The 13,316-nt window shown below is 68.0% G+C and carries 8 protein-coding genes; 7 read left to right on the top strand and 1 reads right to left on the bottom strand.

Going from position 1 to position 13,316, the window contains the following annotated elements:
* The first annotated feature begins 40 nt into the window (after positions 1-40).
* The 7 genes from GT355_RS10370 to GT355_RS10340 all read left to right on the top strand — a co-directional run bounded on the left by GT355_RS10370 (position 41) and on the right by GT355_RS10340 (position 12,121).
* Positions 41-1,093 (top strand): glycosyltransferase family 4 protein, encoded by a 1,053-nt coding sequence (locus GT355_RS10370; RefSeq protein ID WP_160134574.1) that lies wholly within the window; start codon positions 41-43, stop codon positions 1,091-1,093.
* Positions 1,094-1,118: 25 nt separating this feature from the next.
* Positions 1,119-2,219, top strand: coding sequence for a glycosyltransferase (locus GT355_RS10365; RefSeq protein ID WP_160134573.1), 1,101 nt, complete (start codon positions 1,119-1,121; stop codon positions 2,217-2,219).
* Between the two features lie 84 nt (positions 2,220-2,303).
* On the top strand, positions 2,304-3,326 hold the full coding sequence (locus GT355_RS10360; protein ID WP_160134572.1) for an NADP-dependent oxidoreductase: 1,023 nt from the start codon (positions 2,304-2,306) through the stop codon (positions 3,324-3,326).
* On the top strand, positions 3,323-3,631 hold the full coding sequence (locus tag GT355_RS10355) for a cupin domain-containing protein (RefSeq protein ID WP_160134571.1): 309 nt from the start codon (positions 3,323-3,325) through the stop codon (positions 3,629-3,631). The genes GT355_RS10360 and GT355_RS10355 overlap by 4 nt, the downstream gene beginning before the upstream one ends.
* Positions 3,632-3,872: 241 nt before the next feature.
* Positions 3,873-5,588 carry an L-lactate permease gene (locus GT355_RS10350; RefSeq protein WP_160134570.1) on the top strand — a complete coding sequence of 572 codons (1,716 nt, stop codon included), beginning with the start codon at positions 3,873-3,875 and terminating at the stop codon, positions 5,586-5,588.
* 99 nt (positions 5,589-5,687) lie between these two features.
* Entirely contained in the window at positions 5,688-8,942 is a 3,255-nt protein-coding gene (locus tag GT355_RS10345; RefSeq protein ID WP_160134569.1) for an FAD-binding and (Fe-S)-binding domain-containing protein, read from the top strand.
* A gap of 185 nt (positions 8,943-9,127) precedes the next feature.
* Positions 9,128-12,121, top strand: a complete 2,994-nt coding sequence (locus GT355_RS10340) for an FAD-binding and (Fe-S)-binding domain-containing protein (RefSeq protein ID WP_160134568.1) — start codon at positions 9,128-9,130, stop codon at positions 12,119-12,121.
* A 28-nt stretch (positions 12,122-12,149) separates the two neighbouring features.
* On the opposite strand, the gene dgoD is transcribed toward GT355_RS10340, so the two are convergent.
* The gene (gene dgoD / locus GT355_RS10335) at positions 12,150-13,304 is read right to left on the bottom strand and encodes a galactonate dehydratase (RefSeq protein WP_160134567.1); all 1,155 of its coding nucleotides are present in this window, start codon (positions 13,302-13,304) and stop codon (positions 12,150-12,152) included.
* Positions 13,305-13,316: the final 12 nt, after the last annotated feature.

Genomic DNA, 13,316 nt, shown 5'->3' with positions numbered 1-13,316 from the left:
GTTCCGGTGGAGTTATTCGGCCCGCCGGCGCGCTCTCGCTGTGCGCGCGCTCAACTACCTCGAACTTGAAGGCCCGCTCCAGCGCAGCGGCTGGGGTACCGCCGCCGCCCAGCAACGCAAGGCGCTCGCGACGACGGAGATCGAGGTGCTCACGTCGCCACTGTGCGGCGGCGACCTCGAAGGGGCCGCGACGTCGCTTCTCACCGGCGAGGGCCTCGTCGCCGACTACGACCTCGCCCACTGCAACGCGCCGGGACCGGCGAGCCTCGCCGTGGCCCGTCACGCGAAACGCAACGGGATCCCGCTGGTGCTCCACGCTCACATGACCGCCGAGGACTTCGGGGAGTCGTTTCGGTTCTCCTCGGAGATAGCGCCCTTCCTGAAACGGTATCTCCGGTGGTTCTACTCACAGGCCGACCTCGTGCTCTGTCCCAGCGACTATACGAAACGAATTCTCGACGACTATCCGGTCGAGGCCCCCATCCGAACGATCACGAACGGGGTCGACCGCGACTCGCTCGCGGGCCACGAGGACCTCCGTGAGGAGTACCGCGAGCGCTTCGAGTTGGAGGGAATGGTGGTGTTCGCCCTCGGCAACGTCTTCGAGCGCAAGGGACTCACCGACTTCTGTCGGCTCGCCGAGGCCACCGACTACGACTTCGTCTGGTTCGGCCCCTACGACACGGGTCCACAGGCCTCGGAGACGGTGCGGCGCTGGACCCAGCACCCACCCGAGAACGTCCGATTCACGGGCTGGGTCGAGGACAAACGCGGCGCGTTCGGCGCAGGCGACGTCTACCTCTTTCCCACCAAGAACGAGAATCAGGGCATCGCGGTGCTCGAAGCGATGGCCTGCGGGAAGGCGGTCGTGCTGCGGGACATCCCGGTGTTCGAGGAGTTCTTCACCCACGGCGAGGACTGCCTGAAGTGCAGCACCCACGAGGAGTTCCGGGCGGCGCTCGACCGGTTGGCCGAGAACCCGGATCTCAGGGAACGACTCGGCGAGGGGGCGCGCGCGACCGCTGCCGAGCACAGTCTCGAACGGGTCGGGCGGGAGCTCTCGAGGGTCTACCGGGAAGTCACAACGGCTTAGTTCGCGCTCCCAGAACCGATGGGAAATGCCGCCCCACGTCGCCGCCTTCACCGACACGTATCTCCCGACGGTGAACGGCGTCACCTACACCATCCGGGCGTGGCGCGACCGCTGGCGGGCACGGGGCGGCCGGATGGACGTGGTCTATCCCGCGGCCGACGACTACGACCCGGACCCCGACGAACACCCCGTTCGAAGCCTGCCGTTCCCGTTCTACGAGGACTTCCGTGTGGGCGCGCCGTCGGTTCCCGAGGGGGTCGAGACGGCCGACGTCGTCCACGCCCACACCCCGTTCGGGGTCGGGCTCGGTGGGCTCCGGCTGGTTCGACGGATCGACGCGCCGTTGGTGGCCTCCTATCACACTCCGGCGGCGGAGTACGCGGGCTACCTCGCGGAGGGCTGGCTGATGGACGCCGTCGCACGCGCCGGCAACGCCTACGAACGGTGGTTCCTCGGCCACGCTGACCACGTCGTCGTCCCGAGCGAGGTCGCGCGGGCGGAACTCGAGTCGCGCGGCATCGGGCCGCTCTCGGTGGTCTCGAACGGGGTCGACATCGAGCGGTTCGCGCCGACGACGACGGACTTCCGCGCCCGCCACGACCTCCCCGAGGACCGCCCGCTGATCGGCTACACCGGCCGCCACGGTTTCGAGAAGAACCTCTCCGACCTCCTCGCGGCCGCGGCGGGGACCGACGCGACGGTCGTGCTCGGTGGCGACGGCCCGGCGCGAAAGACCCTCGAAACCGAGGCGGCGGAGCTCGACGCCGACATCCGATTCCTCGGGTTCCTCGAACGCGAGGAGCTCCCCGAATTCTACAACGCGCTCGACGTCTTCGGGTTCCCGAGCCCGGTCGAGACACAGGGACTCGTCGCGCTCGAAGCCATGGCGTGTGGCACCCCCGTCGTGGGGGTCGACGCCGGCGCGCTCACCGAGACCATCGACGAAGGGGAGACGGGCTATCACTACCGACCGGGCGACATCGCGGGCTTTCGCGACGCGCTCGGACGGGCGCTCGCCGACCGCGACCGGCTCGTCGAGACCTGCCGTTCGCGCCGCGAGGGGATGGGAGTCGACCACGCGGTCGACGCGCTCACGGACGTCTACGACGCCGTGGGCGTCGTGTAGCGGCGTTCGACCGGACGGGTGGGTGGAACGACCAACCGCTGTCGGAACCCGAAGGCTCTGAAAGCTACAGTCCCTCCGGTCGGTATGGCACCCACCAACCGCCAGTTCGTGCTGGGCAAGCGACCCGAGGGCACCCCCGACCGCGACACCTTCGAACTCGAAGAAGTCGAGGTACCGGAGCCCGAGTACGGCGAGGTGTTGATCCGGACGCTCTACCTCTCGGTCGACCCCTACATGCGCGGCCGGATGGACGAGGCGGAGTCCTACGCCGAGTCGTGGCAGGTCGGCGAGCCGATGGAGGGCGCGGTCGTCGGCGAGGTCGTCGAGTCCGAACACGATTCGTGGGACGAGGGCGCGTTCGTCACCGGCGACCTCACCTGGAGCGAGTACGTCACCGCCCACGGCGACCGGCTCTCGCCCGTGGAGCCCGGCGAGAACCTCGGGCTCGAAGCCCACCTCGGCGTGCTCGGGATGCCCGGCAGAACGGCGTATTTCGGGACGCGCGACGTGCTCGACCCCTATCCGGGTGACACGGTGGTCGTCTCGGGCGCGGCGGGTGCGGTGGGGTCGACGGTGGGCCAGATCGCGAAACTCGCCGGAACGCGCGTTATCGGCTTCGCCGGCTCCGAGGAGAAGGTCCGATATCTCGAAGACGACCTCGGATTCGACGTCGGGATCAACTACGAGGAGACCGACGACTACCGGGCGGCGCTCGACGAGGCCGCACCGGACGGCGTGGACAGATACTTCGACAACGTCGGCGGCCCGATCTCCGACGCGGTGTTCACGAGGCTCAACGTCGACGCGAAGGTCGCGGTCTGCGGGCAGATAGACACCTACAACGCGACCGAAGCCCCGACCGGGCCCCGAAAGCTCCCGATGGTCATCGCGCCGCGCGCCACAGTACAGGGCTTCCTGGTGTTCGACTACCAGAGCCGCTTCCCCCAGGCCACCGAGCACCTCCGCGAGTGGGTGGAAGCCGGCGACCTCGACCACCGCGAGACCGTCGTCGAGGGGTTCGAGAACGCGCCCGACGCCTTCCTCGGGCTCTTCTCGGGCGACAACGTCGGCAAGCAGGTCGTGAAGGTCGCGGAGCCGGACTCGTGAAACACGTCGACACCCGCGAGACGGGCGAGTTCTTCGACGTGGTGGGCGAGACCGAGCGCTCCCAGGCCGCGACGATGACCCTCGACCCCGGCCAGTCGACCGGCGGCCCCGAGAACCGCCACCCGGACAGCGACCAGTGGTGCTACGTCGTCTCGGGCGCGGGCTCGGCGGTGGTCGACGGCGAATCCACCGCCCTCGAATCGGGCTCCCTCGTCTGCATCGAGGCGGGCGAGACCCACGAGATAACCGGCGAGGGCGACGAGCCCCTCCGGACGATCAACGTCTACGCGCCGCCGACGTACTAACTCGTCAAAGATCGTCGCCAGTCCGGCTGCTTTCGCCGTTTTCAGCGCTCTCGGCCCCCCCCTCGGCGTTCGAGCGGATCGACCGGTACCGTGGGATCCGGCCGGCACCAAAATTTATTATCATTCCTTATGAATAGGCCTGAGTGATGACCGCACACCGGACCGACCGTCGGATCGGGGAGCCGACCCCTGGCTATCGTCGTCGACCGCCCGACCCGCCGACATCGAACGGGGCGCGTCGATGAACGGTCTCGCCGGGGTTCTGGTCGCGGTGTTGCCGCTGGTGGCCATCGCGGTGTTGATGGTCGGTCTCTTCTGGCCGGCGACGCGCGCGATGCCGGTGGCGTGGCTGGTCGCCGTCGCCGCCGGGGCCGTCGGCTGGGGGATGAGTCCCCGCTGGATCGCGGCGGCGACCATCAACGGCTTCATCACCGCCACCCAGATCCTCTGGATCGTCTTCGGCGCGATCCTGCTGTTGTACACCCTGAAGCAGACGGGGGCGTTCGACGCCATCAGCGGGGGGTTCGCCGCGGTCAGCGACGACCGCCGCGTCCAGGTGGTCCTGCTCGTCTTCCTGATGGGGTCGTTCATCGAGGGCGCGGCGGGCTTCGGCACGCCGGCGGCGGTCGTCGGGCCGCTCCTCGTTGGACTGGGTTTCCCGCCGCTCGCCGCGGTCGTGGTGGCGCTCACGGGGAACCTGATGGCGATCACCTTCGGCGCGGTCGGCACGCCGCTGATCATCGGGCTCGAGGACACCTTCGCGTCGAGCGAGGCGATCCGGTCGACGGTCACGTCGGAGACGCCGTACACCATCGCGAGCTGGGTCGCCGAGATCGGGGCGTGGGCGGCGACCTACCACGTCATCGTGGGTATCGCGGTGCCGTTCATCGGGGTCGCGATGATGACGCGTTTCTTCGGCGAGGAGCGCTCCGTCCGCCCGGCGCTCGAGGTGTTGCCCCTCTGTCTGTTCTCGTGGGCCTCGTTCGCGGTGCCGTACTGGCTCACCGCGATGTTCCTCGGTCCGGTCTTCCCCGGCCTCGTCGGCGCGATGGTCGGCCTCGCGCTTACCGTGGGCGTGCTCAGGCTCGGTTACCTCCATCCCGACGAGGAGTGGGACTTCGGCGACCGCTCGGCGTGGCCCGACCACTGGGTCGGCGACATCGAGCCCGGCGAGTCCTCGACCCGGAGCGGGGCCATCGCGGCCGACGGCGGCACCGCCCAGGCGATGCCGCTCTGGAAGGCGTGGGCCCCCTACGCGCTGCTCGTGGTCCTCCTCGTCGTCACCCGAACGATCGACCCCATCTCCACGTTCCTCCAGGCCAACGGCGTCCTCGTCTGGTCGGACATCCTCGGGACCGGCCTCACGAACGACCTCGCGGTGCTCTACCTCCCCGGCGCGGCGTTCGTCTTCGTTTCACTGCTCACCATCGGCTTCCACCGGATGAGCGGCGACGAGGTCCGTGGCGCGTGGCGCGAGACGGGCGAGAAGATCGCGCCGCCGGTGGTCGCGCTGTTGTTCGCGGTTGCCACGGTCCAAGTGATGCTCCAGTCGGGGGCGGCGACGGGCTCTGACAGCATGCTGATCGTGCTCTCGCAGGCCACCGCCGACCTCGCCGGCGGGATCTACCCGTTCTTCGCACCGCTCGTCGGTGCGTTCGGGGCCTTCCTCGCGGGGTCGAACACCGTGAGCGACATCCTGTTCGGTACCTTCCAGTACGGCGTCGCGACCGACATCGGGACACCGCGAACCATCATGCTGGGTGCGCAGGCGGTCGGCGGGGCGATCGGCAACCTGATCGCGGTCCACAACGTGGTCGCCGCGCTCGCGGTCGTCGGCCTCGTCGGCGAGGAGGGCCGGGTCATCCGGCTCGAACTCATCCCGCTCGCGTACTACGCGACCTTCGCTGGCCTCCTCTCCCTGCTGTTCAGCTACGTCCTCTTCCCCGGAACCTTCTGAGCCCCGTCCACTGCCTTCGTTTCGTCTCGAACCCGACCACGACCCCAGGGGTCGGATAGCCGACGCGAGTTTATGCCTCCACGGTGAACGTGTGGTACCGTGACAACCGAGTTCGCCGCGCTTCCGCACGACGACCCCGCCGAGCACGATGCGAGCTACGACTACCAGGGTAACGAGGTCGAACGGCCCGACCTCCTCGCGGCGCTCGACTCCCGGACCGCGGGCGACGTTCGCTTCGACACCTACTCACGACAGCTCTACGCGACCGACGCGAGCGCCTACGAGATGACCCCGGTCGGGGTGGTCTTCCCGGAGTCGACCGCCGACGTTTCGGCGGTGATGACCTACTGTGCCGAGGAGGGGATCCCGGTGCTCCCGCGCGGCGGCGGGACGAGCCTCGCGGGCCAGGCGGTCAACGAGGCGGTCGTGCTGGACTTCACGCGACACATGGACGGGATGGTCGACATCGACCCCGACGGCCGCACCGCCCGCGCCCAGTCGGGCAGCTACCTCGGCGACATCAACGAGGCGCTCGCGGAGTGGGACCTGAAGTTCGCGCCCGACCCCGCGTGGGGCGACAAGAGTTCGCTCGGCGGCGCGATCGGGAATAACTCGACTGGATCGCACTCGCTGAAGTACGGCAAGACCGACGCCTACATCGAATCCTGCGAGGTCGTGCTCGCCGACGGCAGCGTGACGGAGTTCGGGGAGCTCCCTCTCGACGAGCTTCGTGACCGCGCCGACCCGGAAGGGGACCTCGAAGCCCGGATCCACGCCGCCGTCGCCCGGGTCGTCGACGAGGAGAGCGAGGCAATCGAGGGGGCCTATCCCGACCTCAAACGGAACGTCTCGGGCTACGACCTCGACATGCTGGTCGCCGACGCGAAGTCGGATTCGGTGAACCTCGCGCGATTGCTGGCGGGGAGCGAAGGTACTCTCGGGATCGTCACCGAGGCCACCGTCGCGCTCGAACCCGTCCCCGAGACGAAGGCCGTGGCGCTGTTGACCTACGACTCGCTCGTCGACGCGATGGAGGACGTGGTGGCGATCCTCGACCACGACCCGGCCGCGGTCGAGGTGATGGACTCCGTCCTCCTCGACCTCGCACGCGACACCAGCGAGTTCGCGGACGTGGTGGGGATGCTTCCTGATGGTACTGATTCGGTACTCCTCGTCGAGTTCTACGCCGACTCCGACGACGACGGACGACGCAAGACCGCGGACCTCATCGCCGACCGGGTGGATGGCGAGACCGAGGTCGAGCCGAGCGAGGGCGCGACCGAGACGACGGGAAAAGCACGCTACGCGAACGCGGCGATGGAGGCCCACGACGCCGAGACGCGCGCCCAGTTCTGGAAGATGCGGAAGTCCGGGCTCCCGATCCTCCTCTCGCGAACCACCGACGCGAAACACATCTCGTTCATCGAGGACTGCGCGGTGCCCGCCGAACACCTCCCGGAGTACGTCTCGGGCTTTCAGGACATCCTCGACGAACAGGACACCTTCGCGAGCTTCTACGCCCATGCGGGGCCCGGCGTGCTCCACATCCGCCCGCTCGTCGACACGAAGACCGTCGAGGGGCTTCGCCAGATGGAGGCCATCGCCGAGGGCGCGACCGACCTCGTGGTCGAGTACGGCGGGTCGGTCTCGGGCGAACACGGTGACGGCCGCGCGCGGACCCAGTGGAACGAGAAGCTGTACGGCGAGCACCTCTGGAACGTCTTCCGCGATCTCAAGACCGCCTTCGATCCCGATTGGCTGTTGAACCCCGGCCAGGTCTGTGGGTTGCCGCCCGCGGAGGGATCGGACGGTGCGGATGGTGACAGCGAACTCCCGGACCTCACCGAGAACCTCCGGTTCGACCCCGACTACGAGTTCGAGGCGGGCTTCGAGACCGAACTCCGGTGGGAGAACGAGAACGGCTTCCAGGGGATGGCCGAGCTCTGTCACGGGTGTGGCGGTTGTCGGGGCCACCAGTCGACGACCGGCGGGGTGATGTGTCCGACCTATCGCGCCTCCGAGGAGGAGGTCACCTCGACGCGCGGCCGGGCGAACCTGCTCCGGCAGGCGATGAGCGGCGACCTCGACGACGAGGCCGTCGACGTCGAGTTCATGCACGAGGTGATGGACCTCTGTATCGGCTGTAAGGGCTGTGCGAACGACTGCCCGAGCGAGGTCGACATGGCGAAGCTGAAGGCCGAGGTCACGAACGCCTACCACGAGCGCCACGGTGCGAGCCTCAGGGACCACCTGTTCGCCAACATCGACTCGCTCTCGGCGCTCGGCAGCGCGCTCGCGCCGCTCTCGAACTGGGGCACGAAGCTCCCCGGCGCACGGAACCTGCTCGAACGAACGGTTGGGATCGCGACGGACCGGACGCTCCCCACCTTCCACGGCGAGAGCTTCGAGGACTGGTTCGAGAAACGAGGTGGCGCGCGGGTCCCGGCGGCCGAGGCCGACCGTCGGGTCCTGCTGTTTCCCGACACCTACACCAACTACAATCACCCCGAGGCCGGGAAGGCCGCCGTGCGAGTTCTCGAAGCCGCCGGGGTTCACGTTCGACTCCCGCTGGGGGTCACGGACAGCGGCCGCCCCGCGTTCTCGAAGGGGTTCATCGGGAAGGCTCGCGCGGCCGCCGAACAGAACGTGTCGGCGCTCGCGCCGCTGGTCCGGCGAGACTGGGACGTCGTCGTCGTTGAGCCCTCGGATGCCGTGATGTTCCAGTACGACTACCCCGACCTACTCCCCGCCCAGGACCGAAGCGTCCCCTCGGGGACCGTGCCGGCGGGCGAGGGTGGCGACCAGGCGATCGCGGACGGGGGTGAGCGAACCGACGGTTCGCGAGCCTCGTCGGTCGAGCGAGAGGCGCGACCGGCGGAAGCGCCTCGAACCGACGAACGGCGAAGCCGTAAGCGAAGCGAGTCCGACCGTGGGGTCGCCGATGTCGAACTCGTCGCCGGGAATTCGTACGGGGTGCTCGAATACCTCGACCGCTTCCGGCTCGACGAGGCGGTCGACTTCGACGAGCCCACGGAATCGCTGGTCTACCACGGTCACTGTCACCAGAAGGCCACCAAGAAGGACCATCACGCGGTCGGGGTGCTCCGGCGGGCGGGCTACACCGTGGACGCGCTGGACTCGGGCTGCTGTGGGATGGCCGGCTCGTTCGGCTACGAGGCCGAACACCTCTCGATGAGCCGGGCGATCGCGGGCGTGCTCTACGACCAGGTCGAGGACAGCGACGCCGAGCGGGTGGTCGCGCCGGGGGCCTCCTGCAGAAGCCAGCTCGGCGAGCACGAGGCCGAGGAACCACCACACCCGGTCGAGAGCCTCGCCGACGCGCTCGCCGAGTAGCGGAATCCCGGCACTGGCTGGCCTCCGGGTCCGCGATAGAGCCGACGTCGGAACGAAGTTCGTTCTATCAGAGACACATCTCCGATAACGGTACTGCCTCCGTGAGTTCCGGAAATATAATCAATGTTAGGAATGTTGTTATCTATCGTCATAGAACTTAACCGCTTCAACCACGGAGCGTGGCCATGGCCGTCGAAGACGAATACTACGACCCAGCGGGTTTCGAGACCTCGGTCGAGGCGCTCGGCCACGACCACACCGACGTCGCGGAGTACCGCGCCCTCGCCGACGACCTCCGCGAGGCCGTCCGCGGCGAGGTCGACTTCGACGAGTACGCGCAGGTGCTCTACGCGACCGACGGCAGCATCTACCAGGCCCGGCCCGCGGGCGTGGTCTGCCCGCACGACATCGAGGACGTCCGGGCGGCGATGCGGGTCGCCGCCGACCACGACACCCCCGTGATCCCGCGCGGCGCAGGGTCGTCGCTCGCGGGCCAGGCCGTCGGGCCGGGCTGTGTCGTGCTCGACATGACCCGTTACATGGACTCGATCCTGGATACCGACCCCGACGAGCAGACCGCGACCGTCGAACCGGGGGTCGTCCAGGACCACCTCGACGACCACCTCGCGGAGTGGGACCTGAAGTTCGCACCCGACCCGGCCTCCTCGAACCGCGCGACGATCGGCGGCGGCATCGGCAACAACAGCACGGGCGCTCACTCGGTGCGCTACGGGATCACCGACGCCTACACCGAGGAGCTCCGGGTGGTGCTCGCCGACGGGTCGCTGATCCACACCCGCGAGATCGTGCTCGACAGTCCCGAGTGGGAGTCAGTGACGAGCGGGGACGACCGCGAGGCCGAACTCTATCGCGAAGTCAGACGACTGGTCGAGGAGAACGCCGACGAGATCGAAGCGAAGTACCCCACCCTCAAGCGCTCGGTCTCGGGGTACAACCTCCAGAAGGTGATTTACGAGAACGACACCGGCGAGGAGGTCATCAACCTCTCGAAGCTGTTCGTCGGGGCGGAGGGGACGCTGGGAGTCATCGTCGAGGCCACCCTGGCGCTCGTGAGCAAACCCGAGACCACCGCGCTCGCGCTCTACTGTTTCGACGACCTCGTGGACGCGATGGAGGCGGTGCCCGAAGCGCTCGACTTCGACGTCAGCGCGGTCGAGCTGATGGACGACGAGGTGTTCCGACTCGCCAGCGAGTCCACGGAGTTCGCGGAGTACGCCGAACCCATCCCCGCGGGGACCGCGGCCGCGCTGATGCTGGAGTTCGATTCGGAACTCTGTGACGAGTTCGAGGACGCCATCGCGGAGACCAACGACTTCTTCGTCGAGAACGGTGCGGCGTTCGACGTTCTGGAGGCCTACCTGCCGGACGAGCAGGCCGACATCTGGAAGCTCAGGAAGGCCGCCATTCCCCTCCTGATGAGCCTCGAAGGCGACCCGAAGCCCTACCCGTTCATCGAGGACGCGACGGTTCCTCCTGAAGAGCTCGCGGTCTACGTCCAGGAGTTCGAGGAGGTTCTCGACGACCACGACACGTCGGCGGCGTACTTCGCCCACGCAGGCTCGGGCACGCTTCACATCCGCCCCATCCTGAACCTCAAAGAAGGCGAGGGGATCGAGGCGATGCACTCGATATCGGAGGACGTCACCTCCCTCGTGCTGAAACACAACGGTGCGTTCTCGGGTGAGCACGGCGACGGCCTCGCGCGCACCGAGTTCAACCCGAAGATGTACGGCGACCAGTTGTGGGGCGCGTTCCAGGAGCTCAAACTCGCCGCCGACCCCAACCGGCGGATGAACCCCGGCAAAGTGGTTTACTGGGACGACGACCCGGCGGACATGCGCGAGCACCTCCGGTACGGGGCCGACTACGCCTCGCTCGAACCCCGGACCGAGATGGACTTCGGCGAGGACGGCTTCTCACACGTGGTCGAGCTCTGCAACGGCTGCGGGACCTGCCGGCAGACCGACTCGGACACGATGTGCCCGACCTACCGCGCCTCGAAGGAGGAGATCCAGGCCACCCGTGGCCGGGCGAACATGCTCCGGGCGGCCATCTCGGGCGAGCTCTCGGAGGAGGAGATGTACTCCGAACGCTTCCAAGAGGAGGTGCTCGACCTGTGTGTGGGTTGTAAGGGCTGTATGAGCGACTGCCCGACCGGCGTGGACATGGCGAAGCTGAAGGCCGAGGTCAAACACGACTACCACGAGCGGGAGGGAACCGGCCTGCGCGAGCGCGTGTTCGCCAACATCGACTCGCTCTCCGAACTCGGCAGCGCGCTCGCGCCGCTCTCGAACTGGGGGCCGAAACTCCCCGGCGCGCGTGCCGCGATGGAGCGAACCCTCGGGATCGCCGCCGAGCGCGAACTCCCCCACTTCGAACGGGAGAGTCTGGAGAAGTGGTTCGATGCCCGGGGTGGATCGAAGGTCCCGATCGGCGAGGCGGAGGCGAAGGTCCTGCTCTTCCCGGACACCTACACCAACTACAGCAACACCAAACCGGGCAAGGCCGCAATCTTGACCCTCGAAGCCGCCGGGGTCCACGTCGAGATCCCCGATGGAGTGGTTTCGAGCGGCCGACCGGCCTACTCGAAGGGTCTGCTCGACCTCGCGCGCGAACGGGCCGAGACCAACGTTGAAGCCCTCGACCCCTACGTGGCCGACGACTGGTCGGTGGTGTTCACCGAACCCTCGGACGCCGTGATGTTCCAAGACGAGTACCTGAGTTTGCTCCCTGACGACGAGGCCACCCACCGGGTCGCGAGCGCGGCCTACGGAATCCTCGAGTACATCGACGTGACGCGTCTCGACGAGGCGATCGAGTTCGACGAGCCGAAGGAGCCGGTCTCCTATCACGGCCACTGCAACCAGAAGGCGATGAACAAGGACCACCACGCGGTCGGGGTGATGCGGCGGGCGGGCTACGCGGTCGAGCCGCTCGATACGGGCTGCTGTGGGATGGCGGGCTCGTTCGGCTACGAGGCCGAACACTACCAGCTCTCCCAGGCCATCGGCAACATCCTCTTTCGGCAAGTCGAGCAAAGCGACGCCGACGGTGTCGTCGCGCCGGGCACCTCGTGTCGGACCCAACTCGGCGACCGGCCGGGCGAGTCGGCTCCCCGACATCCGATCGAGAAGGTCGCGCTCGCGATCGCGCGCTGAGGAGGACGGGAATTTCAGTCGCTTCGACTCACCACTCGGCGACGCTGCCGTCGTCGTGTCGCCAGATCGGGTTGTGCCAGTCCACCGGTTCCGCCGACTGGGCTTCGATGTGGTCCTCGTCGAGGTCGACCCCGAGGCCCGGTTCGTCGAGCACGTCGACGAAGCCGTCCTCGTACTCGAAGACGCTCGGGTCGGCGAGGTAATCGAGCACGTCGCTGGTCTCGTTGTAGTGGATGTTGAGGCTCTGCTCCTGTATCAGCGCGTTCGGCGAGCAGGCGTCGACCTGGATGCACGAGGCGAGCGCGAGCGGTCCGAGCGGGCAGTGGGGCGCGAGCGCGACGTCGTAGGCCTCGGCCATCGCGGCGATCTTCTTGACCTCGGTGATCCCGCCGGCGTGCGAGAGGTCGGGTTGGATCACGTCCACCGTTCCGTCCTCGAAGACCTGTTTGAAATCCCACCGCGAGAACATCCGCTCGCCCGTCGCGATCGGTGTGGTGGTGTGGCCCGCTATCTCGCCGAGCGCGTCGTTGTGCTGGGGCAGGACGGGTTCCTCGATGAAGAACGGGTCGTAGGGTTCGAGCGCCGCGACGAGCCGTTTCGCCATCGGTTTCGTGACGCGCCCGTGGAAGTCGACCCCGATGTCGACCTCGGGGCCGACGGCCTCGCGGACGCTTCGGAGGCGCTCGACGGCGTCCTCGACCGCCGCGGGCGAGTCGACGCGCCGCATTTCGGGGGTGGCGTTCATCTTGAGCGCCGAGAACCCCGCCTCGACCTGCTCGGCGGCGGCCTCGCCCACATCCGCCGGCCGGTCGCCGCCGATCCACTGGTAGACGCGAATCCGGTCCCGCGCCCGACCGCCGAGGAGTTCGTGGACCGGCGCGCCGAACCGCTTGCCCTTGATGTCCCAGAGCGCCTGGTCGACGCCCGCGATGGCGCTCATGAGTATGGGCCCACCCCGATAGAAGCCGCCACGGTACATCGCCTGCCAGTGGTCCTCGATCCGGCTCGGGTCCTGTCCAAGCAGATAGCTGTCGAGCAACTCCTCGACGGCGGCCGCGACGGTCTTCGACCGGCCCTCGACGACCGGCTCGCCCCAGCCGACGAGGCCGTCGCTCGTCTCCAGTTTGAGGAACAGCCACCGCGGCGGCACCTCGTAAAGTTCGTAGTCGACGATCTCGGTCATCGTCGAGACGCT

Origin of the sequence: Halococcus salsus (genome assembly GCF_009900715.1) — an archaeon.
Taxonomy (GTDB): Archaea; Halobacteriota; Halobacteria; order Halobacteriales; family Halococcaceae; genus Halococcus; species Halococcus salsus.
Note: the sequence above shows the minus strand (reverse complement) of the source record. Positions and strands in the feature narration are given on the sequence as shown.